This window comes from Algoriella xinjiangensis (assembly GCF_900115015.1).
GTDB classification, from domain to species: domain Bacteria; phylum Bacteroidota; class Bacteroidia; order Flavobacteriales; family Weeksellaceae; genus Empedobacter; species Empedobacter xinjiangensis.
Genome location: NZ_FOUZ01000013.1, coordinates 1 through 25,754, shown reverse-complemented (window position 1 = coordinate 25,754; position 25,754 = coordinate 1). Strand labels below are relative to the sequence as shown.

27 protein-coding genes are annotated in these 25,754 nt (G+C 31.6%); 6 read left to right on the top strand and 21 right to left on the bottom strand.

The window, feature by feature from the left end:
* Positions 1 to 125: 125 nt before the first annotated feature.
* From BM072_RS12545 to BM072_RS12515, 7 genes are all read right to left on the bottom strand, one after another.
* Positions 126 to 737: a DUF4254 domain-containing protein gene (locus BM072_RS12545; RefSeq protein WP_092909026.1), complete on the bottom strand. Its 612-nt coding sequence runs from the start codon at positions 735 to 737 to the stop codon at positions 126 to 128.
* A gap of 83 nt (positions 738 to 820) precedes the next feature.
* Positions 821 to 1,003 carry a twin-arginine translocase TatA/TatE family subunit gene (gene tatA, locus BM072_RS12540; RefSeq protein ID WP_092909025.1) on the bottom strand — a complete coding sequence of 61 codons (183 nt, stop codon included), beginning with the start codon at positions 1,001 to 1,003 and terminating at the stop codon, positions 821 to 823.
* A gap of 37 nt (positions 1,004 to 1,040) precedes the next feature.
* The gene (locus BM072_RS12535) at positions 1,041 to 2,708 is read right to left on the bottom strand and encodes a murein hydrolase activator EnvC family protein (protein ID WP_092909024.1); all 1,668 of its coding nucleotides are present in this window, start codon (positions 2,706 to 2,708) and stop codon (positions 1,041 to 1,043) included.
* Positions 2,708 to 3,508 carry a lipoprotein insertase outer membrane protein LolB1 gene (gene lolB1, locus BM072_RS12530; RefSeq protein WP_092909023.1) on the bottom strand — a complete coding sequence of 267 codons (801 nt, stop codon included), beginning with the start codon at positions 3,506 to 3,508 and terminating at the stop codon, positions 2,708 to 2,710. The genes BM072_RS12535 and lolB1 overlap by 1 nt, the downstream gene beginning before the upstream one ends.
* A 4-nt stretch (positions 3,509 to 3,512) precedes the next feature.
* Positions 3,513 to 4,535 (bottom strand): sugar phosphate nucleotidyltransferase, encoded by a 1,023-nt coding sequence (locus BM072_RS12525; RefSeq protein WP_092909022.1) that lies wholly within the window; start codon positions 4,533 to 4,535, stop codon positions 3,513 to 3,515.
* Positions 4,536 to 4,609: 74 nt separating this feature from the next.
* Positions 4,610 to 5,041 (bottom strand): dUTP diphosphatase, encoded by a 432-nt coding sequence (gene dut / locus BM072_RS12520; RefSeq protein ID WP_092909021.1) that lies wholly within the window; start codon positions 5,039 to 5,041, stop codon positions 4,610 to 4,612.
* Between the two features lie 3 nt (positions 5,042 to 5,044).
* Positions 5,045 to 6,463 (bottom strand): lipopolysaccharide biosynthesis protein, encoded by a 1,419-nt coding sequence (locus BM072_RS12515; protein ID WP_092909020.1) that lies wholly within the window; start codon positions 6,461 to 6,463, stop codon positions 5,045 to 5,047.
* Positions 6,464 to 6,557: 94 nt separating this feature from the next.
* Here BM072_RS12515 and BM072_RS12510 point away from each other — a divergent pair, with 94 nt between their 5' ends.
* A complete protein-coding gene (locus BM072_RS12510) occupies positions 6,558 to 7,559 on the top strand; it encodes an NAD(P)H-dependent glycerol-3-phosphate dehydrogenase (protein ID WP_092909019.1) in 1,002 nt (333 codons plus the stop codon).
* A gap of 1 nt (position 7,560) precedes the next feature.
* Positions 7,561 to 7,977, top strand: a complete 417-nt coding sequence (locus BM072_RS12505) for a hypothetical protein (protein ID WP_092909018.1) — start codon at positions 7,561 to 7,563, stop codon at positions 7,975 to 7,977.
* Positions 7,978 to 8,052: 75 nt separating this feature from the next.
* On the opposite strand, the gene BM072_RS12500 is transcribed toward BM072_RS12505, so the two are convergent.
* From BM072_RS12500 to BM072_RS12480, 5 genes are all read right to left on the bottom strand, one after another.
* Entirely contained in the window at positions 8,053 to 8,955 is a 903-nt protein-coding gene (locus BM072_RS12500; RefSeq protein WP_092909017.1) for a hypothetical protein, read from the bottom strand.
* 34 nt (positions 8,956 to 8,989) lie between these two features.
* Positions 8,990 to 9,463 carry a ribonuclease HI gene (rnhA, locus tag BM072_RS12495; protein WP_092909016.1) on the bottom strand — a complete coding sequence of 158 codons (474 nt, stop codon included), beginning with the start codon at positions 9,461 to 9,463 and terminating at the stop codon, positions 8,990 to 8,992.
* A gap of 2 nt (positions 9,464 to 9,465) precedes the next feature.
* Positions 9,466 to 11,316 (bottom strand): M1 family metallopeptidase, encoded by a 1,851-nt coding sequence (locus BM072_RS12490; protein WP_092909015.1) that lies wholly within the window; start codon positions 11,314 to 11,316, stop codon positions 9,466 to 9,468.
* On the bottom strand, positions 11,304 to 12,059 hold the full coding sequence (locus BM072_RS12485) for a lysophospholipid acyltransferase family protein (protein ID WP_245752172.1): 756 nt from the start codon (positions 12,057 to 12,059) through the stop codon (positions 11,304 to 11,306). The genes BM072_RS12490 and BM072_RS12485 overlap by 13 nt, the downstream gene beginning before the upstream one ends.
* Before the next feature lie 64 nt (positions 12,060 to 12,123).
* A complete protein-coding gene (locus BM072_RS12480; protein ID WP_092909014.1) occupies positions 12,124 to 12,984 on the bottom strand; it encodes a carboxypeptidase-like regulatory domain-containing protein in 861 nt (286 codons plus the stop codon).
* Between the two features lie 162 nt (positions 12,985 to 13,146).
* On the opposite strand from BM072_RS12480, the gene pgi reads away from it, so the two are divergent.
* Entirely contained in the window at positions 13,147 to 14,799 is a 1,653-nt protein-coding gene (pgi, locus tag BM072_RS12475; protein WP_092909013.1) for a glucose-6-phosphate isomerase, read from the top strand.
* A 33-nt stretch (positions 14,800 to 14,832) separates the two neighbouring features.
* Here pgi and BM072_RS12470 read toward each other — a convergent pair whose 3' ends face one another.
* From BM072_RS12470 to BM072_RS12445, 6 genes are all read right to left on the bottom strand, one after another.
* On the bottom strand, positions 14,833 to 16,074 hold the full coding sequence (locus tag BM072_RS12470; RefSeq protein WP_092909012.1) for an MFS transporter: 1,242 nt from the start codon (positions 16,072 to 16,074) through the stop codon (positions 14,833 to 14,835).
* Positions 16,074 to 17,807 (bottom strand): thiamine pyrophosphate-dependent enzyme, encoded by a 1,734-nt coding sequence (locus tag BM072_RS12465; protein ID WP_092909011.1) that lies wholly within the window; start codon positions 17,805 to 17,807, stop codon positions 16,074 to 16,076. The genes BM072_RS12470 and BM072_RS12465 overlap by 1 nt, the downstream gene beginning before the upstream one ends.
* Before the next feature lie 464 nt (positions 17,808 to 18,271).
* On the bottom strand, positions 18,272 to 18,790 hold the full coding sequence (locus tag BM072_RS12460) for a plastocyanin/azurin family copper-binding protein (RefSeq protein ID WP_092909010.1): 519 nt from the start codon (positions 18,788 to 18,790) through the stop codon (positions 18,272 to 18,274).
* 90 nt (positions 18,791 to 18,880) lie between these two features.
* Positions 18,881 to 19,528, bottom strand: coding sequence for a 7-carboxy-7-deazaguanine synthase QueE (locus tag BM072_RS12455; RefSeq protein WP_092909009.1), 648 nt, complete (start codon positions 19,526 to 19,528; stop codon positions 18,881 to 18,883).
* Between the two features lie 4 nt (positions 19,529 to 19,532).
* Entirely contained in the window at positions 19,533 to 20,408 is an 876-nt protein-coding gene (locus BM072_RS12450) for a bifunctional 5,10-methylenetetrahydrofolate dehydrogenase/5,10-methenyltetrahydrofolate cyclohydrolase (RefSeq protein ID WP_092909008.1), read from the bottom strand.
* Between the two features lie 55 nt (positions 20,409 to 20,463).
* On the bottom strand, positions 20,464 to 20,943 hold the full coding sequence (locus tag BM072_RS12445) for a hypothetical protein (RefSeq protein WP_092909007.1): 480 nt from the start codon (positions 20,941 to 20,943) through the stop codon (positions 20,464 to 20,466).
* Positions 20,944 to 21,418: 475 nt separating this feature from the next.
* On the opposite strand from BM072_RS12445, the gene BM072_RS12440 reads away from it, so the two are divergent.
* Positions 21,419 to 21,976, top strand: a complete 558-nt coding sequence (locus BM072_RS12440; protein ID WP_092909006.1) for a 5-formyltetrahydrofolate cyclo-ligase — start codon at positions 21,419 to 21,421, stop codon at positions 21,974 to 21,976.
* Here the strand turns inward: BM072_RS12440 and BM072_RS12435 are convergent.
* Positions 21,916 to 22,545, bottom strand: a complete 630-nt coding sequence (locus BM072_RS12435) for a hypothetical protein (protein WP_125113450.1) — start codon at positions 22,543 to 22,545, stop codon at positions 21,916 to 21,918. The two genes, BM072_RS12440 and BM072_RS12435, sit on opposite strands and share 61 nt — an antisense overlap.
* Entirely contained in the window at positions 22,529 to 23,611 is a 1,083-nt protein-coding gene (locus BM072_RS12430; RefSeq protein WP_092909004.1) for a hypothetical protein, read from the bottom strand. Before BM072_RS12430 ends, BM072_RS12435 begins: the two co-directional genes overlap by 17 nt.
* A gap of 304 nt (positions 23,612 to 23,915) precedes the next feature.
* Between BM072_RS12430 and BM072_RS12425 the strand changes: the two genes are divergently transcribed.
* The gene (locus tag BM072_RS12425; protein WP_092909003.1) at positions 23,916 to 24,167 is read left to right on the top strand and encodes a hypothetical protein; all 252 of its coding nucleotides are present in this window, start codon (positions 23,916 to 23,918) and stop codon (positions 24,165 to 24,167) included.
* A 20-nt stretch (positions 24,168 to 24,187) separates the two neighbouring features.
* A complete protein-coding gene (locus BM072_RS12420; RefSeq protein ID WP_092909002.1) occupies positions 24,188 to 24,409 on the top strand; it encodes a hypothetical protein in 222 nt (73 codons plus the stop codon).
* 74 nt (positions 24,410 to 24,483) lie between these two features.
* Here the strand turns inward: BM072_RS12420 and BM072_RS12415 are convergent, their stop codons facing one another.
* On the bottom strand, positions 24,484 to 25,533 hold the full coding sequence (locus BM072_RS12415; RefSeq protein WP_092909001.1) for an NAD(P)-dependent alcohol dehydrogenase: 1,050 nt from the start codon (positions 25,531 to 25,533) through the stop codon (positions 24,484 to 24,486).
* Between the last annotated feature and the right edge of the window lie 221 nt (positions 25,534 to 25,754).

Sequence of the window (25,754 nt, the reverse complement as noted above, 5' to 3'; positions counted from 1 at the left end):
TAAGATAAAACTACCTTTTATTCTTTTAAAATACAAGATGATTTGATTTAATTCCACTAAATATCAAGTTTTTGGGCATAAAAAAATCCATTCAATGAATGGATTTTTAGATTTATTGTAAAATCTTATTTTTTGTTTGCATAAAGAACTGGATTCAAATCCTCGTCGTTATACATTTTCATTTGTTTATAAACTTTCATATATTTATCTCCATTCTCAAAATCTTCTAACAATTCTTCAATCGCTATTGATAAATCTTGATGTTGTTGATTTAAAACATCCAACTTTACTTGACAAGCTGCTTTGTGTTCTGCTGTTGCATCTGTACGCTCTGCTTCTTGTTTCATGTGGTACACTTTTAACGATAAAATCGAAAAACGGTCCATTGCCCAAGCAGGAGATTCTGTATTGTACTTCGCATCTGCTTTTACTTCAACATTTTCATATTGTTGTAAAAACCAGCTGTCCACATACTCTACCATATCAGTACGTTCTTGATTAGATTTATCAATCCAACGTTTTAAACTTAATGCTTCAACAGGATCAATTTGTGGATCGCGAATAATATCTTCTAAATGCCATTGAACTGTATCAATCCAGTTTTTTTTGTACAATAAATGAGCGATTAAATCGTCTTCGCTGTACGGATTTTCGATTTGACGATTAACATCATCAAATTGGTGATAATCATTAATACTTTGATTAAAAATTGACCAAGCTTTATCTGTAAATTTCATTTTCAGAATTAGTATTTAAAATAAAAGCATTGTAATTAAAAGTTGTTCAACTACAATGCTCAATTATTGAATTAAAATATAATTTAATTTTCTTTCTTTTCAGAAGTAGTATCTCCTTCTGTAGGTTTAGTATCTTCTTTTGTTGCTTTCTTAAACTCGTTAAGTCCAGAACCTAATCCGCGCATTAATTCAGGAATTTTTTTACCCCCGAACAATAGCAAAACCACAATTACGATTACTATCCACTCTTTTCCTCCTAATCCCATACTGAATTGATTTTAATGCAAATATATAATTATTTTATTACATTCCTGCAACCCAAATTGCAGGATTTTGTTTCGTTGTACCACTCCAAACTTGGAAATTCATCACTGTTTCTCCATCTCCACTTGTGTAGATAATTCCTAAAGATTGACCGCGTTTTACAACATCACCTTTTGAAACACTTACACTTGATAAATTTGTATAAACAGAGAAATATGAACCATGTTTTACCAACACAGATTTTCCGTTACCAGAAATACTCATTACCGCTTGTACAGTACCTTCGTAAACTGCACGTGCATGTGCACCTTTGTAAGTTGAAATATCCACACCACTATTTTGAGTTGTAATATTAGATAAAACTGGATGCGAATTTGCTCCAAATCTACTTACTACAGTTCCTTTATCTACTGGCCAAGGCAAACGACCTTTGTTTGATACAAATTCTCCTGATATTCCTTCAGAATCAGCGCGTTCTGGTAAAGTTTCTGATGGTTTTACAGCATCTACTTTTACAACACGTTCTTTTTCTGGTACTTTTACCACAACTTTTTGTTCAGCTTCTATCTTCGCTTTACGCTCGGCTTCTGCTTTTGCTGCTGCAATTTTACGAGTATCTTCTTCTTTTTGTGCTTTTAATCGAGCATCCTCTTCCGCTTTACGTTGCGCAATAATACGTTGACGCTCAATTTCTGCTTCGCGCTCTAATTGCTCAAATTTAGAAATCTCCGTTTTTGCAGTTGTTACAAAACTTCCAGTTGGATGATGTGTTAAATAAGATTGATACGCTTGTTTTGTATGCGCCGAACGAGCAATGTTCCAAGCTTTTGCATCATTCTCAATTCTAAGAATTGCTGTACGAGCAGATTTAGAGTAATCTCCTTTCGGATTGTCTCTTAAATACTCGTTATAAGCTGCAATTGTATTTCCTTTCTTCGCGTCGTTCCAATCTTTTAAATCTTTCTCCGCTCTTATTTTGGCTTGACGAATTTCTTCTTCAATAATTGCTTTAATCTGTGCATCAATTTGACGTTGCTGACTTTCTTTCGCATTAATTTCTGCTGCAATTACGCCTTCATTTTTACGAAATTCTTCAACCGCTTTTTCTTTTGTCAAACGTTCTTTCTCAAGATTTTGACTAAATAAAACTTGCTGAGAAAGTACTTTCTCTTTATCGTCTTTTGCTTTTTCTTTCTTCGATTTTTTCTGTTGAATATCAGTTTGTTTACCAATAATTTCATCAGCTTGACCAGTTTTGTATGCCGAATATTTTTCTAAATATTTGACACGACGATATGCTTCTCCTAAACTATTAGAAGAAAGCACAAAAAGCAATTTATTTTCTACTGATTTGTTTTTATATGCACGAACTAAAACATTTTTGTATTCCTTTTTTAGTTCGACCAACTCGCGCGAAAGTTTATTAATCTCTAATTGAGTTAAATAAATTTCGTCGTCAAGAAAGTGTTTCTCTTTAGATAAATTGCCTACTAATTTTGTCTGAACTTGAATTTTTTTGGTCAAATTCTGTACATAGTCAACATTTAACTTAGAGTTTTGCTTATTAACTTCAAGTTGTTTATTCAGATTTATAATCTCTTTTTTTAACTGTGAATTCTGCTTTTGTAAGTTCGCTTTATTGTACGGAACTTGCCCAAAAACAGCCAATGACAGTGTAAAAAGTATGGTTGATAAAATAAACTTCATTATTTTATTTCTTTTTTCTTATACCCATCTGGAATAGAGAATGGTGTATTCGTTTCTTGAAACGTAAAACTATTATATTCCAAATCTATTTGTCTCGTTTTTTTATCTTTTATAATAATTTTAACATTTTTCGGAAATTCTTCTTCTCCCGCCTTTACCCAATTACTATACGCTAAATCAACTTCCATTTTACGTTTAGGATCTTTTAAATGTGCTTCTTTTAAACGAAAACCATTATCAAAAACATATGTTTGAATGTATTCTCCTTCTTTTGGAGTTGTTGCAATTGCTTGATTTTTATTGTAAACAATTGTATACTCATTATTAGCAAAAGTGGCTGTATAATCTGTCGAATTAAAATCTACAAATACTTTTCCTAACAATAAATTTTGTAATTTTTGATAATCAATAAAATCAACTTTTAGCAATTTATTCGCGATAGAGAAATCGCCTTCGTAATATGTTCCGCCAAGTTTTTCGAATGCAGAAAAACCATCTGGTGTAATTAATGCGCGAGCACCTGTAAATCCGAATTTTGTTGCATTAACCCATATCTTTTGCCCGTTTTTAACTGCAATTGTTGCATTAGCATCGCCTGCGATTTCTTCTAAATCGGCAGTAACTTTTGCTTTGATTGTTAAATCTTTAAAGCTTGATTTTTTTGCTAATGTTTGTTGAATAATTTTGCTTGAAGCCGAAACGGTTTCTATTTTATTTTTATCAACTTTTGCTACTTTTTGTGTGTTACAAGCCGTTGTTAAAACGCCTAAACAAAAGATATACGTTAATTTTTTTATCATAATTTTATGCTTCGTGAGATTTGAAATCCAACTCAGAGTAATCGCCTAAACTGATACTACGCGATACACCATAATATTTTGCATGGTTACCAATCATTGTATCTGTAAGGTTTGCATTACGGATTGTTGAATTTTCTTGAATCAAAGTGTTGTCTATATTAGAGTTTTCAACAATTGTACCGTTTCCTAAAGAAACAAATGGTCCAATTTTAGAATTTTTAATCACAACATTTTCTCCAATAAAACATGGTTCAATAATTAATGAATTTTCTACTTGTGCAGATGCAGGAACTTTATCAAAATCTTGCTTATCTAAATTTAAAACACGTGTATTTGTATCTACTGTTACCGCTTTGTTACCGCAATCCATCCATTCGTCAACTTTACCTAATGTAAATTTGTCACCTTTTGCACGCATGTTTTCTAACGCATCAGTCAATTGATATTCTCCTCCTTTTTGGATATCATTGTCTAACAAATACTCAATTTCTTTATACAATTTTTGTCCATCACTAAAAAAGTAAATTCCAATAATTGCTAAATCCGAAACAAAATCTTTTGGCTTTTCTACAAAATCAGTAATAACATTTTTATCATCTAATTTTACTACACCAAATGCCGAAGGATTCTCTACTTGTTTTACCCAAACAACACCGTCAGACTCCATATCTAATTTAAAATCTGCACGAAATAATGTATCTGCATACGCCACAACAGTTGGTCCGTCTAAAGCTTCTTTCGCCATCCAAATAGAATGTGCCGTTCCTAATGGCTCTAATTGATGACAAATTGTTCCTTTTGCGCCTAATTTTTCTGCAATAGCAATTAAATCTGCTTCAACTTCTGCTCCAAAATCTCCAATAACAAAAGCAATTTCTTCAATAGGTTCTGAACAAACTTTTGCAATATCTTCTACCAAACGGTGAACGATTGGTTTACCTGCGATTGGAATTAATGGTTTTGGCGTTGTTAATGTATGCGGGCGTAAACGTGAACCACGTCCTGCCATTGGGATAATAATTTTCATTTTACTCTAATGTCTTTTTGTTAAGATTGTATTATTTTGATGAGATTCTGAGTCAAATTCAGAATTACATTTATTTATTTTCCTGTACTTCCGAAACCACCAGCTCCGCGTTCAGTTTCATTTAATTCTCCTGTAACTTCCCATGTAATTGTTTCGTGTTTTGCGATAACCAATTGTGCTATGCGCTCACCATCTTCTATTGTACATGTTTCGTTAGAAACGTTGGCTAAAATAACACCAATTTCGCCACGGTAATCCGCGTCTATTGTTCCTGGAGAATTAAGACAAGTTAAACCAAATTTTAACGCCATTCCGCTACGTGGACGAACTTGCGCTTCGTAACCTGCAGGCAATTCTATACTTAAACCTGTTGGTATTAAACGGCGTTCTAATGGTTTTAATACAATTGGTGCATCAATATTTGCAGTTAAATCCATACCAGCAGATAAAGCTGTTTTATATTCTGGTAAAGGATGTTTTGATATATTAATTACTTTAACTTTCATAGTTTATTTTCTTAATTTTTTTAATGTATTACGTTCTGCAAACGCAATAAATGAAATATACACGATTAATAATAAATTACCAATTATTAGATTAGAATCGAGTATAAAATAATTTGTCCAAGCCAAAGCAATTGCAATAATCATGTAAAGCATAATTTTATTGACTTTATATGGAATTGGATAAACTTTCTGTCCCCAAATGTACGAAATCACCATCATTACACCATACGCAATTAAAGTTGTCCATGCAGATACCATAAAACCGTATTTTGGCAATAAAATTAAATTCAGAATTATTGTAATTGCGCCTCCTATTAAAGAGATTACAGTTCCGATATTGGTACGATCAGTCACTTTATACCACGTAGATAAGTTGTAATAAATTCCGAAAAATAAGTTGGCAATCAAAATAATTGGAACAATATCTAAAGCTGACCAATAGCTAGAATCTGTAATGAATATTTTTTTAATCCAATCTAAATTTGCTAAAATCGCAAGAATTACGATGTTACAAATGATACTAAAAAAGAACAAAATATTAGCATACGTTTGCTTGGCATCACCTTTTTTGGCAACTTTAAAAAAGAATGGTTCTATTCCCATTCGGTAAGCAGTTACAAAAAGCGTCATCAAAGTTGCTAATTTGTAACAAGCTGCATAAGAGCCTGCCGAAGCTGGATCGATTAAATTTCGTTGAACTAGTTTATCAAAATTCTCATTCAAAATATAACCTAAACCTGCAATCATAATTGGATAACCGTACAAAAACATGGTTTTGAACAATGGTTTATCAAACTTAAATTGTACATGACGAATTACTCCAAATAGTAAGAAAACGCCTAAAATACTTGCAATTAAATTGGATATAAATGGATAAGAAATTGTGTTATCAAAACCTAAATCGGTCATAAAACTTTCTGAAACATAGTACAATAAAACAATCGTTAAAACTGCTTGAAAAACGTTTTGAAAAACACGAATTACCGAATATAAAATTGGTCGATTTTTGAAACGGAGAACTGCAAATGGAATTACACAAATGGTGTCAAAAAAAGCAATCCAACCAAACCATAACAAATATTCGGGATGATCTTTATAATCTGCAATTTCCGCCAAAGGTTGTAGAAAAACATACAGCAATACCATGAAAAGCGTGGAAGACATCACCATAAACCAAAAAGAAGTATTCAGGACTTTTTGATATTTACCTTCTTCTGTCGCAAATCTAAAAAAAGCTGTTTCAAATCCGAAAGTTAAAATAACATTCAAAAAAGAAACCGCAGCATACAGTTGTCCAAAGATAGAAAAATCTGTATTCGAGGTTTTACCGATAATAAATGGGTTTAACGCAAACATTATCAATCGCGGTAAAATAGAGCCAATACCATATATAATGGTCTCACTAAATAGTTTTTTGTACAAGGCCGTTAAAATTTTTACAAAATTGAGCTTCTTTTACTAAAATACAAAATACCTAAGCAACAAATTAATAACTTTGTAAGTCAATAAATATATTATGATAGAGTTATCTAATCGTAAAGTTGGTTTAATCGGGAACGGAAGCTGGGCAACTGCGATTGCAAAAATGTTGAGCAAAAACCTCGAAACCTTTAACTGGTGGGTAAAAGACGAATACGTAAAAGGATATTTAGAGCGAAATAAACACAATCCGAATTATTTGACTGATGTCGAATTTAATTCAGACCGTTTAAAAATTTCGACAGATATAAACGAAGTTGTGATGAACTCTGACATCATATTTATAGTTGTGCCTTCTATTTATGTCGAAAATTGTCTTAGTAAATTAACTGTTCCTTTAACAGATAAATTTATCGTAACATCTATCAAAGGAATTATTCCCGAACATTACAAATTAGTTGGACAATATTTATTTGACAATTTTGATGTTAAAGAAGAACAACTAGGTATTGTGAGTGGACCTTGTCATGCCGAAGAGGTTGCATTAGAGCGTTTGTCGTATCTAACAATTGCTGCGCAAGAAGAAAGTAAAGCACAAATTGTTGCTGATTGTTTGGCGTGTAATTTTATAAAAACAAAATTATCTAACGATATTTATGGTACTGAGTTTGGTGCGGTTCTAAAAAACATTTACGCAATTGCCGCTGGTATTGCGCATGGTTTGGGATATGGCGACAACTTTCAGGCCGTCTTGATGAGTAATGCAATTCGAGAAATGAATCATATTCTGAAAACTGCAAGTCCAGTAAAACGTAAAATAAACGATTCTGCTTATTTGGGCGATTTATTGGTTACAGGTTATTCTTTTTTCTCTCGAAACCGAATGTTCGGTAATATGATTGGAAAAGGTTATACCGTAAAATCTGCAATTTTGGAGATGAATATGGTTGCCGAAGGTTATTATGCCACAAAAGGTGTTGCAATAATGAACGAGGATTACCAAATAAAAGCACCAATTATAAACGCAGTTTATAAAATTTTATACGAAGGGAAAAGCGCGGCTAAAACCATCGAAAAATTATCTAAAAAACTAGATTAAGATGATCAAACAAGATTTTATTTCAAAATACATTCAAGAATTAAACAAAACTTTGGCGCGAATTATTTCGTTAGAAGTTGGTAATTCTGACGATGGTTTTTTAATTATTTTTAATCAAATGTTACAGTCTTATTATAAAGTTGATGATAATAATTTATCAATTTTACTAGAAGAAAACGAAGAACGCGATCAGTTTTTATTGGCCGATGAACTGAAAAAGAAAAACATTTTGACATTTATGAAAGCCATTCGTGTTTATCTTAACCAAGGAAATCATGATAAAGCAAAAGCTTCTTATTCGGTTTTAAAAAGAATTGAAAGTATAAATTCTGGCATTTTTCAGTTTCCTACAGCAGAAGATAATTTAATTGCTTCGGAACGAAAAGTTGTTGAAGAAAAAATGAAAAATATAGGATAAAATATTCCTGAATTATAGTTTAAAAGCATAAAAAACTCCTGAAAAATTTTCAGGAGTTTTTTGTTTTATAACGGTTTATTTTTTCATTCTCTTATCAGCTTCATCTAGCCAAGGCTTATAATCACAGTGTTTTTTGATTGTTTCATAAATCGCAACACTATTCGGATCATTCGGATTTAATTCATAAATCAACATATTTAAAAATCCTTTTTTTATCGACGGACTTTTTATTTTTTGTAACAAAGCATCAGCCGAAAAACCTTGGTACAAAAGTTCTTGTAAATGCGTCAAAACAATGTTTCGATAACTTTGATATGTTTTATAATCATCTTCGTTATCCAAATCAATTTCATCTAATTCTGTTAAAAAATTGACCGGTAATTGCTCTGCAGCGGGATTGTAATACGCATACGAATCTTTGTACGTATACAATAAATTGATAAAATCGTAATTCAGATTTTTTTCTTCTTTCTTAACAAAAGAGGCTTTTATATCAGATTTTTCTAAATTTTGATAAACAAGTTGATGAAATGCTTTTATTTTATTTCTAAAATCTTGCGGCGCTAATTTAAAAATTGCTTGATTTTCAGTTAAAAATTGATCCGTTTTAAAAGTTTTATCAACCAAATAATTATTTTTATTCTCCCCTTTTCCAGAAAATTTAAAATGACTTTCAATTTGATTTAAATCTGTATCTAAAATCAAACTATCACCCGGAATTAAATACATGATAAATTCTTCTCGATCAATCGAAAGCTTTTTATAACCTTCGTCTACAAGCTGAATGGTATCCGAAAAGTTACCATCAAAATCTAACGCAAAACCTTTTTCTCGGTTATTTAACAAAAGGTAAACACTATCCGTTTGGGCATTCGCAATTCGTCCACTAAAGTAGATTACTTCACCTTTTTTTTGATTGGGCGAACAACTAAAAATTACAACTAAAAATAGTGGTAGAATGCATTTCCAAGTATTCATTATCATTTTCTTTCTGCCTCACAAAATTAGAAAATTATTCTTCGTTTTGATTCATTTCGAAGTAAGAATCTATCTTAAAATTTGCAGGATTATTTGCCGCTCCAACAGCCAATTGATCGGCGCGTTCGTTCCAAACATTTCCTGCGTGACCTTTTACCCACTGAAATTTTACGTTATGAATTTTATGAACTTCTAAAAAACGACGCCATAAATCTTCATTCTTTTTTCCTTTAAAACCTTTTTTTACCCAACCAAAAACCCAACGTTTTTCAACCGCATCTACTACATATTTAGAATCGGTGAAGATGGTAATTTCGGTCTTTGTAAATTTTAGGGTTTCTAATGCAACACAAACAGCCATCAATTCCATTCGGTTATTGGTCGTTAAACGAAAACCTTGAGAAATTTCTTTTTTGACCATTTTTTCAGTTTCCAAAAGGATTAATCCGTAACCACCTGGACCAGGATTTCCTAAAGAAGAACCGTCTGTATATGCGACTATAGCCATTATTAAGGTTTGTAATTTATCATGGTGTCAATTGTTTGTCTTGCAACAAAATGATAATTTGGACGTGCCGATTTGTAAATATCTTTTGCTAAATCTAATTGATTCGTTTCTTTTAAAGCCAAATAAAGTGGTTCTAAAAATTTACGACGACCAACATTTACCATAAAATCTTTTGCGTTTGCATTTACTTTATCATACTGCATTAAAAATGCTTTTTCGAACCAAGCACATTCAATTTCAGGATTTTTAGAATTTGTAAAATCATAAATTGAATCCAAATAAGCTAAGTCTTCTTTTGTATTTTTTGACGGATCTATTTGACGAATAAAATGAACCCATTCGTTTGTAGATTTCGTAGAAATTGCCACTTTTTTAGGCGCAACTTTATTTCTTCCGTTTGTAATATCTTGTTTTAATTGTGCTTCTGCTAAATCAAATAATTTAGAAGTTGGTTTCTTAAAATCTTTTGGCCAACCTGTTGTATAAATCCATTCTTTCACAAAACTATCGTCTCCATTTGTTAGATTTTCTTTTAAATAATCAACAAATTTTTCTGTTGTGATGGTTTGAAATGCATGAGAAGAAAAATATTTATTCAAGAAAGCATCAAATTTTTCGCGACCATATTTATCTTCTAACATTTTTAAGAACAAATATCCTTTATCATAAGGTACATCCGAAAAAGCATCATCAGGATTTGCACCTTTCATATCAACTTTTAACGATGTATATTTTTCGGGAATATTACGCATCGACGTTTCTAAATCTTGAAATCCGATTACCGAAATCATATCAGCATAATCTTTTCCTTCTAATTCTTCCATAATTCGGCGCTCAAAGTAAACTGTAAAACCTTCGTTTACCCAGAAATCATCCCAAGTAGAGTTTGTTACCAAATTTCCTGACCAAGAATGCGCCAACTCATGCGCAATTAAATTTGTCATCGATCGATCGCCAACAATTGCAGTAGGCGTAGCAAATGTTAAACGTGGATTTTCCATTCCTCCGAAAGGAAAAGAAGGTGGTAAAACCAAAACATCAAATTGTTCCCACGGATATTTTCCGTACAATTTTTCTGCAGCTGTCACCATTTTACCCATATCAGCAAATTCCCAAGCGGCAGCTTTTAACAAACCTGGCTCGGCATAAACTCCCGTTCTGTTATCAATTGGTTGATATTGCACATCGCCAACTGCCAAAGCAATTAAATAAGGCGCAATAGCTTGTGGCATTTTGAATGTATAAATTCCGTCCGCAGATTTCTCTTTTGGATTGATTGCACTCATTAAAACCATCAAATCTTTTGGCGTTTTTACTTTTGCATCATACGTAACACGAATGCTTGGTGTGTCTTGAATCGGAATCCAAGAGCGCGTTAAAATTGCTTGACCTTGCGTTAATAAAAAAGGTTGTTTTTTATCGTGTGTTTGTTGTGGATCTAGCCATTGCAAAGCATTTGCGTCGGGCGAAGTTTTATAAAAAACTTTTACAATTGTATCTTTTGGTGAAACATCAATTACCAAAGCTTGTCCTTTGATTGAGTCTTTTTCGCCCAAATGAAACGTCGTTTTTTGACCATTTGCCAATAAAACAGAATCAATTGTTAACTTTTCGGTATCTAAAATAAGTTCTTTTGCCTTGTTATTTGTAAACGTATAAGCGGCAGAACCTTTTATTTGATGCGTTTTGAAATCTGTTTCGATATCTAAACTCAAATGTTTGATTTTCGCTTTATCTAAATCCGCAAAAGTTTGACTGTCTTTTGCGTCAACTTCTTTTGTCGATGTAATTTGTTTATTGCAACTAACCGTCATCAAAACAGTTCCTAATGCGATATAAACTAATTTTTGCATTGTTCTAAATCTTTTAAAATTGTATTAAAAGCGGCTTCTTTTAAAGCGACTTTATCTTGTTTGACATCTAAATCTTTCGTATCGAAAGTTTTTAATAATCTAATTTTTATTTTTCCTGGATAACCTCTAAACCAATTAAACGGAAACATTTTGTTTAAACCATGAATCGAAAAAACTGCAAGTGGCGTTTTTGTTTCGATTGCAATGTTAAATGCACCGTCTTTAAAAGGATCTAAATAGATTTTAAATTCTTTTTCATTGCTAACGCCTCCTTCGGGAAAAATGAAAATACTTAGATTTTGATTTAATTTTTTAATTGCTTCTGGATAAACTTGCGCTTTACTACGCGCACTTGTTCGGTCAACAGGAATACAAATTCGTTTATAAATCTTTCCAAAGATAGGAATTTTAACCAACTCCGCCTTGCCTACAAATGCAATCGGATGATGTTTTAAAACAGTCAAAACCAACATAATATCCATAACAGAAGTATGATTAGCTATAAAAATGTAGTTTTCTTTGGGATCTAATGGAACTAATTTTTCATAATCAATTCTAAAACCTGTTCCGTACAACACAAATTTTCCCCAATATCTGATAAAAGGATAAATGTAAGGAAACGTTTTATCGAAATTAGCCAATGGTAAAACGATAAAAACACCTATTGTTAAGACATAAATAGTGGCTAATAAAATCATCCAAATGCGCCAAATAAGGACAAAAAAACCTTTGATGTATTTCATTGAGTTGGTTTGATAAAGTCAAAGATAAACCACTTTATGCTTTATAAAAATATAGTTAGAGAAATTAATCCATATTTTCATCCAAATCCTCCACTTTATCTTTATTATATGAAATATCTAAATTCGAGATAAATACACCTGGCGAATTTTCCCAATTACCTTGACTTTGATAACGAAATAATAAATCTTTTGAAGTTGATTTTTTTGCCGATACGCCAAAAACAAAAGCTTCATTTTCTAGCTTTTTATAACCTATTAATTGAATTGTAATTGCGATTTTATCTGTATTCTTAATTCTTAACTTATAATCAGAAAGGTCTATTTTTTGCCAAGTCGTAGACGATGTTGTATAAATTATATTTTCGTCTAATAAAGATTGATCTGGTAAACCATTTTTTACCGAGTAAATATTTAATTTTAATGTAATTTCTTCAAATTTAGAACTTGGAATAATATAAAAATTGTAAGCATTAATTTTTGTATTTGGGTAAATTTTTAAAATATGTCCTTGCTCAATTGTTGGAAGATTTTCATCAAACATTTTAGAAAAAGTTAACATCGGACGATTTTTTTGACCAATTGTTTTGTCTTTCATTTTCTCAGTTTTCACCACAACCTCATTCAAATCAACTGATTTTTCAGTTAAAATAATTGCACTATTTTTCTTTAAATCTGCTATTGAAATTATTTTTTCATCATAACCAGAAGCTTCAAAAACAATCTCATTTGATGTAATATTATCAGGAATAATAATTTTATATTGTCCATTTTCGTCTGAAATAGCGCCCGTTTCAGAGTTTTTTATTCCTAACGAACAATACGGAATTGCAAGATTATTTTCGTCTTTAACACTTCCTTCAATTATGATTTGTGCATTTATAAAGCTACCAATCATCACTATAATAATTTGTAAATACTTGCTCATGATTTTTATTTTAGAGTAAGACGACGGTTTCCGAAAAAAGTTACACCATAATTTTATACTCACTTTTATAAATTTTTACTTCTCGCAAACGTTATCGTTAAAATTGATGATTTAAAAGCAAGTAGAAATGTTTAAATTTGTTAAGGAAAGAATACTATAATTATGGCTTTAAATACAATCAATCCAACAACTACAAAAGCTTGGAATGAATTAGAAAAACATTTTCAGACAATAGAAAAACAATCAATCAAAGATTTATTTACTCAAAATAAAGACAGATTTGAAGAATTTTCTATTCAATATCCTTCACTTTTAGTCGATTATTCAAAAAATAGAATCAATGCAGAAACGATTCAATTATTGGTTGATTTAGCAAAAGAAATGGGTGTTGATGAAGCAATTAAGCAAATGTTTGAAGGCGATGTAATCAACGTTACAGAAAATCGTGCGGTTTTACATACTGCGTTGCGTAACCAAAGTAACGAACCAGTTTTGGTTGACGGCGTGGATGTGATGCCACAGATAAATGAGGTTTTAGATCAAATGAAAGCCTTCTCAGAAAAAGTAATTTCTGGCGAATGGAAAGGTTATACGGGCAAAGCGATTACAGATGTTGTTAACATCGGGATTGGTGGTTCTGACCTTGGTCCTGTAATGGTTACGGAAGCGTTAAAACATTATAAAACTCGCTTAAATGTTCACTTTGTATCTAATATTGATGGAACACATTTAGCCGAAACATTTAAAAATATTAATCCTGAAACAACTTTATTTATCGTTGCTTCTAAAACTTTTACGACGCAAGAAACAATGACCAATGCATTTTCTGCAAAAGAATGGTTTATTAATTCTGGCGCAAAAAATACTGATGTTGCAAAACATTTTGTAGCCTTGTCTACAAATGCAAATGGCGTTGCCGATTTTGGAATTGATACTGCAAATATGTTTCAGTTTTGGGATTGGGTTGGCGGTCGATATTCGTTATGGAGCGCAATTGGATTGAGTATTTCTTTGGCTGTAGGTTTTGATAATTTCGAGGAATTATTAGAAGGCGCACACGAAATGGATTTACATTTTAAGAGCGAAACTTTAGATCAAAATATACCGGTTATATTAGCTTTATTAGGAATTTGGTACAACAATTTTTTTGGAGCTGATTCGGTTGCTTTATTGCCTTACGAGCAATATTTATCTCGTTTTGCTGCCTATTTTCAGCAAGGAGATATGGAAAGTAATGGTAAATATGTTGGTCGCGATGGTAAAAAAGTAGATTACGAAACGGGACCAATTATTTGGGGAGAACCTGGTACAAATGGTCAACATGCGTTTTATCAATTGATTCATCAAGGAACAAAATTAATTCCAGCAGATTTTATCGCAGGCGCTAATTCTTTGAATGTTTTAGGTGATCATCATGCAAAATTATTGTCTAATTTCTTTGCACAAACTGAAGCTTTAGCTTTTGGAAAAGATAAAGAAACGGTTGTTTCTGAATTAGAAAAAGCTGGAAAAACGAAAGAAGAAATTGATTTTTTAACTGCTTTTAAAATATTTGAAGGAAATCGTCCAACAAATTCTATTTTGTATGAAGTTTTAACACCAAAAGTTTTAGGAAATTTAATTGCGATGTACGAACATAAGATTTTTGTCCAAGGTGTAATTTGGAATATTTTTTCTTTTGACCAATGGGGAGTTGAACTTGGAAAACAATTGGCAAATGTAATTTTACCAGAGTTAGAAAATGATGAGCAAGTAACGTCTCATGATGCTTCTACAAACGGATTAATCAATGCGTATAAATATTGGAGAAAGTAAAAAAGCAGTTCTTTTGAACTGCTTTTTTTATGTTTATGCTTTCGCTTTTTGACCTGTTTCTTTTAAAAATAAAGTTAAAATAATTGCAAGAACAATTCCAATAATCCAAAACCAAATTGCGTGATGAAAATGACCTAATTTATCCGTCACATTTATAATTTCATTACCATACATTTTTGCGAAAATTGGTCCTACCAAAGAGGTAACTCCAAATGTCAAAAAGTTTTGAACACCAGTCGCAGAGCCTTTTACATAATCAGGATTAGCTTCTTTAATTACTGAATAAGGAATCATAGCAACACCAGAAAATACACCAAAAATGAACAATGTTATTTTTGTACCAATCATATCAGGAAGATAAATAAGTTGTAAAAACATCATAATCATTCCGATACAACCAAGTAAAATAATTGGTTTTCTTTTTCCTATTTTGTCGGTTAACATTCCCATCAACGGACAACCAATTACCCAACCTAATGACGCCATTGCAGCTGTCATCGCGGCATCGTGTGGTGTGTAGCCTAAATCTAGCTTAAAAAAAGCAACAGCCCATGTCATCGCAAAAATAGTTGTTGGTATAAATAACAAACCAGAAATTATACCTGATAACCACGAATCTTTGTTGCTGAAAATAATTTTAAAAGGTTCTATAAACGATGTGTTTTTACTTTTTTCTATTTCTTCTTTTGATGATTTTGGCGTGACAACTAACATCGCAATTGCAGGAATGATACATAAAATACCTGCTCCAATCCAAAATGTTTTAAAACTAAAACCATCTTCTAACATTGGTGCAACAACAAATTGTCCCGCCGATCCGCCTAACATTCCGATGCATTGTGTAAAACCAATTGCGGTTGCTAAATATTTTGAATCGAATCCTTTTGTCGCTAAATATACACAGCCCGGAAAAGCAAATGCACTTCCTGCTCCTTGTAATAATCGTCCTGTTTCTCCTACAAATTGAGATGAAACAATGAATAAAATACAGCCAATTCCGAGTATGAAACAACCCGTAAACATGGCATATTTCGCTCCAAACTTATCCAGACAAATTCCTGCAACTAAAGCGCAAATAGAATAAGTGTAATAATATGTACCGACCAAAGACACAACGCCTTCTTTAGAAATTGAAAAGTTTTGTGCTAAATCGGCAATCATTAAAGACGGAGCAGAACGAGTTGCATAATCAATGAAATAGAAAACTAAACCTAATATCCAAGCGATAATAAACAGTTTTTTGCTTGATGCTGCAATTGATGAATTTTTTTGCATTATAAGTCTTTTAAATGTTTATAATTAGATTTTATCGTATCCATAACTTCATCCATTTTACCACCAAGCATCAATTTAGCCATAGATTTTGTCATGCCTAACATTTGATCAATATCAACTTTTGGAGGCATTGCCAACGCATTTGGATTTGTAAATACACTTAATAAATATGGTCCATTATGAGAAAATGCTCTTCCAATTGCATCTGGTAAATCATCGGGATTATGAATATTTTCACTCTCAATTCCCATTGCTTTTCCTATCATTGCAAAATCAGGATTCTCCATATTTGTTTCATTATCTGGTAAACCAGCAACTTCCATTTCTAATTTCACCATTCCCAATGTTCTATTGTTAAAAACAATGATTTTGACAGGTAATTTATATTGTTTAATGGTTGCTAAATCGCCTAACAACATCGATAAACCACCATCGCCACACATCGCAACAACTTGTCTATCTGGATATGTATTTTGCGCACCAATTGCTTGCGGCATTGCATTTGCCATTGATCCATGATTAAAAGAACCCAACATTTTACGATCTCCAGTTCCCGTAATATAACGTGCGCCCCAAACGCAACACATTCCCGTATCTACGGTAAAAATTGCATCTTTAGTAGCCAATTCGTCCAAAAGATAAGCGGCATATTCGGGCTGAATTGCATTTTCCTTTCCTTTTTCGTGAACGTAGGTCATTTTATTTTCTAAGACTTTTTTATACAATTCTAATTGACTGTCTAAAAAGTCACGATCTTCTTTTTGATTCATTAATGGAAGTAACTCATGAATAGTTTCTTTCGCATTTCCGACCAAACCTAAATCTATTTTTGCTCGTCGACCAAGTTTAGAGCCTTCAGCATCTAATTGAATAATTTTTTTATCAGTTGGAATAAAATCTTTGTAAGGAAAATCTGTACCGATTAAAAAAATCAAGTCAGATTTATGCATTGCATGATAAGCAGAAGGCTGACCTAAAAGTCCTGTCATTCCAACTTCATTAGGATTATTTGGTTGAATACTCATTTTACCTTTGAATGAATAACCAACCGGCGCATTAAGATGTTTAGATAATTCTACAACTTCTGCATTTGCTTCTGACGCTCCTATTCCACAAAATAAAGTGATTTTTTTAGCTTCATTAATTAATTGAGCAGCTTGTTGTAATTCATTTTTATTGGGAATGATAATGGGTTTATTAAAGAAGAAATTGTTTGTATAGTTATCTTCAACAGCGTCCATTTCTGCGATATCGCCTGGTAAACCAATAACGGCAACATCTTTTTTGAAAATTGCATTTTGAATTGCTGTATGCACCATTCTCGGAACTTGTTCGGGACGAGTAATCATTTGATTGTAACAACTGCAATCGTCAAATAATTTGATTGTATTGGTTTCTTGAAAATAATCTGTACCAAATTCTATCGTCGGTATTGTAGAAGCAATCACTAAAAGCGGAGTTCTTGATTTATGCGCTTCATAAACCCCGTTGATCAAATGTACGTGTCCAGGTCCAGAACTTCCCGCGCAGCATCCAATTCCTGCCAATTCTGACTCTGCAGTTGCAGCATATGCACCTACTTCTTCGTGGCGAACATGTACCCAATCAATTTTATCACTTTGTTTTACGGCAATATTAAAAAAATTCAAACTATCTCCAGTCACAGCATACACACGCTTTATGTTTGCTTTTTCTAGTAATTCGACAATTTGATGTGCAACATTTTTTCCCATAATAGTTGTTTTAGATTGTTGAATAACAATTTAAAAATAAATCAGGAAAAAGAATCCGAATGTTACGTTAAAATATTAGAATTTAATTTTTTGACATAAAAAAAGCCTGCTACAAAACAGGCTTAAAATTAACACATGAGGACAAAATTTACTCTACTAAATCTTATACTCTTTATATATTTCAATTTTTGTGCCAAAGCAATTTATTTTTAGAGATATTTCATGAAAATCTATTAATTCTGTAGATTTTAATCAATATTGTGTTTTTTATCATCAATTTTACTTGACGATTTGTCATAAAATCTTACAATTAGTGACTCATTAAATAATGTAATGAATTGTTTTTCTGTAGATAAATAATTTAATCACGTCAATTTGACAGACAATTATCTTGTCTTTATTTTCATTAAAAAAGGCACTGTTTCGTACGAAACAGTGCCTTTTTTAATGAAATATTGTTTGTTTTAAATTGCTGTAATTGTACCATTCATCGTTGCAAAATGCCCTGGAAAAGAACACAAGAAATTATACGTACCCGCTTGTAAAGTGAACTTAATTTGTTCGTTCTCTTTTCCGCCTAAAAGTTTTGTATTTGCTATAATTTCGCTTTTTAACTCTGTCGGAATATAATCAGTTGCTTTGGCAGATGCTGCTTTATTTGCAAAAGCAGAAGCGTCTGAACCTGGTTTTAATATGATAAAATTATGTCCCATTGCTTCTTTTGACATTTCTCCTGTATTCATCAGAATTAAAGTTACCTCTTCTCCTGCTTTTACGGTAAATTCAGTTTTATCGTAACGCATATCATCACCTGCTTTCAAAACAATATGATTTGTTGTTTTAGCTTGAGGTGTAGCTGTTTCAGTATCTTCTGAAGGTGCAGTGCTATAATCAATTTCGGTTTGAGTAGATTCTTCTTTTTTAGAATCTCCACAACTCATTATCATCAAAGCAGTGAAACTCATTAAAAATAATTTCTTCATAATTCAGTTTTTTTGTCTTATAAAAATAGTGAATTTCAAGTATTTAAAAAAGTTTAAATACTTGTCAACGAAATGATTTTAAACAGCGGTTTAAGGAATGTCTAAATATTTGTGTGTTTGCAAAGAATAACGCCATTTTGGGTTTTCTTTTACATAATCTATAATTAATGGAAGGTTTTTATCACGTTTGCTCCATTCTGTTTGTAAAAACAATGTACAATCTTTACCAACACGAGCGGCTTGCTCTTCTGCAAACTCAAAATCGTGGTTGTTAAAAATAATACATTTTAGCTCGTGAGCTGCTGTACAAACATCATCTAATGGTAACATCATTTTTTTAGGTGATAAACATACCCAATCTATTTCGCCACTTAATGGATATGCACCTGAAGTTTCGATATGAATACGCGCACCTTTTTCGTGTAGTTTTTTTGTCAAATAAGTTAAATCCCACATCAAAGGTTCTCCACCTGTAATAATAATGGTTTTGGCTTGTGAAGTTGCCAAATCTACCAACTCATCAACATTAGTTAAGGGATGCTTTTCAGCATCCCAACTATCTTTTACATCGCACCAATGGCAACCAACATCGCAACCACCTAATCGAATAAAATAGGACGCCAAGCCCGTGTACATTCCTTCCCCTTGAATGGTATAGAAATGTTCCATAACTGGCAATAATTTTCCTTGTTCAATTAATCGTTGTTCTTCTGCAGTTGTTGATGCAATATTTATCATAATTTTATTTTTTTCTGTTGTAAGCCAATAATGTGTTTTTTAATAACATAGCACGCGTCATTGGTCCAACTCCTCCAGGAACTGGTGTAATCCAAGCTGCTTTTTCTTTTACGTTATCAAAATCTACATCACCTGCCAATTTAAAACCTCTTGGCGAAGTTGCGTCATCTACACGTGTAATACCAACGTCTACAATAACAGCGCCTTCTTTGATCATTTCGGCTTTTAAGAAACCAGGAACACCTAATGCTGTGATTACGATGTCTGCTGATTTTGTATAATGCTCTAAATTTTCTGTTTTTGAATGAGTTAATGTAACTGTACTGTTTCCAGGATTTCCATTTTTACTCATTAAGATACTCATTGGTCGTCCAACGATACGAGAACGTCCGATAACAACTGTGTGTTTACCAGCTGTTGGAATGTTGTAACGCTCTAACATTTCCATAATTCCATAAGGTGTAGCAGGTAAAAATGTATCCATTTCTAACGCCATCTTACCGAAATTTGTAGGATGAAAACCATCTACATCTTTGTTTGGATCAATTGCATTGATAACTACTTCTTGATCGATGTGTTTTGGTAAAGGTAATTGCACGATAAAACCGTCTAAAGTATCGTCATTATTCCATTTTACAATTTCTGCAATTAGTTCATCTTGCGAAATTGTAGTTGGTAAACGTAACTCTGATGATTCGAAACCTACGAAATGACAATCTTTTATTTTATTGTCTACATAAGTTTGCGAAGCGCCATTTTCTCCTACCAAAATAGCACCTAAATGTGGTACACGAACGCCTTGGTCCTTGTAATTCTGTACCAGCTCCTTGATCTCTTGCTTGATCTCTTTTGCCAGTTTAATTCCGTCTAAAATTTGCATTGTTTTGTTGTGTTTGCGCAAAGATACGGACAAATTAGAAAATAGAAGTTAGATTTTAAATCCGCTTTTGAGCTTCTTTCAAATTCATAAAAACATCTTTAGTTTTCATTTTAGTTGATGATAAGTGAAAGATAAACATCCCAGTTTCTACATTAAAGTAATAATCTAAATTGTTGTTTTTGATTTGAAACCATTCTAACAAACCATTTGCTAGATTGACTCCAATCCAATTTAGTTGAACATTTTTGAGATCAAAAGTAAAATTATCAGCTTGATTTTTTGTTGTTATAAAATGAACTTGATTATCTAAAACATATAAAACACCACTTCCTTGAAAAGCTTTCATTTTGATGAATTTATCTTGGCTTTGACCAAAATTATACCGTAAAATAACTTTCATCGAAGCATTTTTAGGCACATTGTCTAACAAAGCATTTTGCTTTTTTTTACGTGATCTACTTGCAATAAATGCAATTGAAAAAATCAGAAATATTGGAAGTATAAAAAGAATTAAAAAAATAGTTAGGTCACTCATAATTAAAGTTTTTAGGTTTCCATTAAATTATGAATTTATTCTTTAAATTGAAAAAAAATGAAGTTAAAAAAAGCCTACAAAATCTAAAATAATTGGTTAGCTTTTATCATATTGTATATTTATTTTTTAATAAAGCAATAATACTTAATAAATAAAATCATATTATAAAAAGCAACCTTTTTAATATTTTTGCATCTTAGTATAAAAGCAGATTACAATTAAAAAAATCAATTTATATAATTAGTGTTAAAATGTCAAAAGCAAAAAGAATTCATAAAACTTACAAAAAATCATTATTCGAAATGAAACGTATAAAACTTGTTGATTTACTACTTTTTGTTGCAACAGTATGTTTTATATTTTCATTAATTTATTTAACGTAAGCTCTATCAAAATTCAAGAAAAGTCATCAAGTAATTGATGACTTTTTTTATTGTAAAATTTGAGATAACTTAGATTTTTAAATTAAGAAAAGATGACAAAAGCTGAAGCAAGAAAATATTACCGAAATCTTAGAAAACAATTTTCCAAAGAAGAAGTAAATCAATTAAGCGCAGCTATTTTTGAACACATCAAAACTATTGATTTTTCTAATGCTCAAACTTTTCATGTTTTTTTACCGATTGAAAAAAACAATGAAGTAAATACATATCCAATTATTAATTGGCTGTTTAATCAAAATAAGACCGTTGTTTTACCTTTAGTTATTGGCGATGATATGATAAATTGTCAAGTTGAAAAAGATTTCGGAACAAGTTTAAATTCACTTCAAATTCCAGAACCAATTCAGTATACAGAGATAGATGCAAAAGCAATTGATGTTGTTTTTGTGCCAATGTTTGTAGCTGATAAAAAAGGAAATCGTGTAGGATATGGCGGCGGATATTACGATAAATTCTTAGCGCGATGTAAACCCGAAACAAAAAAAATAGGCCTAACTTATTTTAGACCTATTGAAAATATTGATGATATTTATTTCGGGGATTTTCCACTAGATTTTTGCATTACACCAGAAGAAATTGTGTCTTTCTGAATACTATCTTTTTTCTGGTTTAATGTTGTAAAATAAAACTTAAATTCACGTTTAAACTTTATTGGTGCTTGTTTTAATACAAATATTCCAACGCGATTACTTGTTTCAATCAACTTTTTATCTGCATTAAAATAGTTAATAGAATATGCTATTTTCTTGATAGAATCTGGTGTTATAGAATCATTTGGTAGAATTGCAAATTTTGTAACTGAAGTATATGTCACTTTTTTAGCTGCTAAATCTCTCAACAACGGATAAATTTCGGTTGTATCTTTTTTCGGAAAATAAGACAACAATTGATCACGCAACAAACTATCCACAACCGTATCGCTTGTATTAGATGCTAATGCAGAAAGCTCGTAAAACTCTCTCAATTTTTGCTTTGTAATAAAGTTTATCGCTTCCAAAGAATCCATTTTACTACTTACAGTCGAAGCCTCATTTTTGTACCCTTTTATCGCTTCTGGGTTATAATCTCCTTTATATTTATCGTCTTTACACGAAAATATAATCCAAACACTAATTAGCATCAACATGCTAAACTGAGCAATTTTACTTATCATTCTCATCTTGTTGGATTTTAAATTTTAATTTGACAATTTTTCCATTTTTGCTTTCAGATTCAATCAAAGAAAAATTCTTTAACGAAGTTGTTGGCATTGTAACCAAATTGATATACTGTTGTTTTGACAAAATTTCTACACCAAAAAAATCATTATCATACACTTGATAAATCAACGCTTTATCAGCAATCATTTGGTCTAATTTCTGAATACGTTGCTTTAAATCTTTTGCTGAATTAGAATAATAATACAGCATAATTTTATAATCATCTGGCTCTAACAACAACTTTTCTGGTTGATTGTATTGATGTAAATTAACCTTAAACGTATCTTGTTTATAATAAGGCGAACTCACAAACATTTTGATGGTATCTTTTTTCGATTCAAATTTTATACAACCTGTTTTGGTTGATAAATAAAGCGGCGTAAAACCATCTCGAATAATTGTAACCTCAACAGAATTTGTTACAGCCGCCTGACGATCAGAATCGACAAAACAAAATTCGTATTCTTTTTGGTCGAAAAAAGAATAATAAACGCCTGCACCAATTCCGCACAAAACGAAAATTGCAGCAGAAATCATCGAAATCAATTTTAGTTTTGGTTTCGATTTTATAGAATCTTCGGTTATTATTTCTTTATTTTTTTCTACATCAGTTGGTGTCTCAACTTCTAGTTGTGTTTCTACAACTTCAGAATTTGTATTTTCTGGTAGAAATTTTTCGGTTTGCTCTGGCTCGTCCGTTAATTCAGTCTTTTTATCTGTTCCAAACTGTTCATTTTTTTGAATTTGAACAAAATGCGCCCAATTTTTATAGCCACAATATTGCGCCAAAAGATTTAGCATATCTATGCGAGGAAGCTTCTTAAAGTCTGATTTAAAATAGGTGTAAAACCATTTTTCGCTAACGGTAGATCTGGTTTTATTAAATAAATCATCTTGAAAAGAGGTAATTTCTTGACCCTTCCAGTCTGAAATATTTTCAGATTGAGCAGAATTTTCTTCTAAAAATCGTTTTGCGATCGATTTTTTCAGAATTTCGAAAATTTCTATATCTGTAAACTTGCTCAAAAATTAAAATTTATATGATTGGTTATCAATGTTTTGTAAAATAAAAACGATTTTACAATTTGTAATTAAATACAACTACAAATAAAATAATTTTTTTGGTATAATGTATTGTATTCCGCTATTTAACTGCATTTTATTATTTATTGAAAATAATAATTTTTGTAAAACGCTATTTTTCTGAATTACAATGATGTTACAACGCTTCTACATCAAAATATTTTTTTAGTGCTTTAACTTTGACCTAACAAAATGATTGAAAAATCAACTTGAAAAAAATCAATTAAAAACATAAAAAATTAAAGTTATGAAAAAATTAGCATTAAACGCAATCGTATTAGCAGTATTTGGATCAGCATTCGCAATGTCTGCTTGTGGTGAGAAAAAAGAAGAAGTAAAAGTTGATACTGAAGTTACAACTGATACTATTACTAATGTAGAGCAAAATGTAACTGTAGATTCTATTAACAAAGATTCTGCTGTAATTACTGATTCTACAGTTGTAACAAAACAACCTGTAAAAGTTGAAACAACTACGACTACAACAGAGAAAAAATAATTTAAAAGATCATTTTTAAAATGAAAAAGTTAGCATTAATCGCATTTGCAGCGATTTCTTTTACAGCGATTTCTTGTAAACAAGAAGCAAAAACTGAAGTAACAGAAGTTAAAACAGATTCTGTGAGTACAGAAACTACCGAAGTTCCTGCAACAGCAGCAGATTCTGTAGAAGGTGTAACTGTAGATTCTGCAAAAACTATAAAAACAACTGAAGTTAAGACTGAAGCTGTTACAAAATAATCATATTTAGTGTAAAAAAAATCCGCTCGTTGAGCGGATTTTTTTTTATTCTTATTCTTAAAATTCTGAATTGATTAAGCTTCTTTTAATGATTTGATATCAATTACAAAACGGTATTTAACGTCTGATTTCATCATACGTTCGTAAGCTGTATTGATGTTTTGAATGTCAATCATTTCTACATTAGATACGATATTGTGTTCTCCACAAAAATCTAACATTTCTTGTGTTTCTTTTATTCCTCCGATTAATGATCCTGCAAGATTTCTTCTTTTCATAACCAATAAACCACCATGTACAGCGTCTAAAGGCTCGATAGCGCCAACCATACACATTGTTTTATCTAATTTTAGAAGTGCTAAATATGGATTAACATCGTGTTTTACAGGAATAGTATTTAGTAAGAAATCAAATGAATTTACATGTGCTTTTAATTGATCTGCGTCTTTTGAGATTAAAACCTCATCTGCTCCTAATTTTTTTGCATCTTCTCCTTTAGATTCCGAAGTTGTAATCATCACAACATGTGCGCCCATTGCTTTTGCAAACTTAACACCCATGTGTCCTAAACCACCAAGACCAATTACACCAACTTTATCGCCTGCTTTTACATTCCAATGGCGCAAAGGCGACCACGTTGTAATACCTGCACATAATAATGGCGCAGAGGCTTTAACATCAATGTTTTCTGGAATATGAAGTACGAAACCTTCTTCTACCACAATATTTTCTGAATAACCACCGTAAGTTACTCCGCCGTGTTTTGAGTTTTTAGAATTATACGTTCCCGTAAATCCATTTTCGCAATATTGCTCTAAACCTTCGTCACAAGAATGACAATCTTGGCAAGACTCAACCATACAACCTACTCCAACCAAATCACCAACTTTGAATTTAGTTACTTCTGAACCAACTTCTTTAATACGTCCAATAATTTCGTGACCAGGAACTACAGGATAATTTGGTTTTCCCCAATCTCCTTTTGCTGTATGAATGTCACTGTGACAAACACCACAATATTCGATATCAATAAAAATATCTTTTGCGTGTAAATGACGACGTTCTATTGTATGTGGTACTAATGCATCTGTTTCATTAAATGCTGCGTATGTTTTTGTACTCATTTTTCCTTTATTTTTTATAAAATTAAAAAATCCACCTGAATAATTAGGTGGATTTTTAGTTATTTAAAACTTAAATTATTTTGGTTTGACATATTAATAAGACAATAGAAATTATATACTTTTTATCAATCCTGTCCTAAATAAAAAATCAACATAGAAAATTGGACCATTTCATTGAGTTTCCGCCTTGAAATGGTTGTTTTTCAAAATAGAACCCCTTG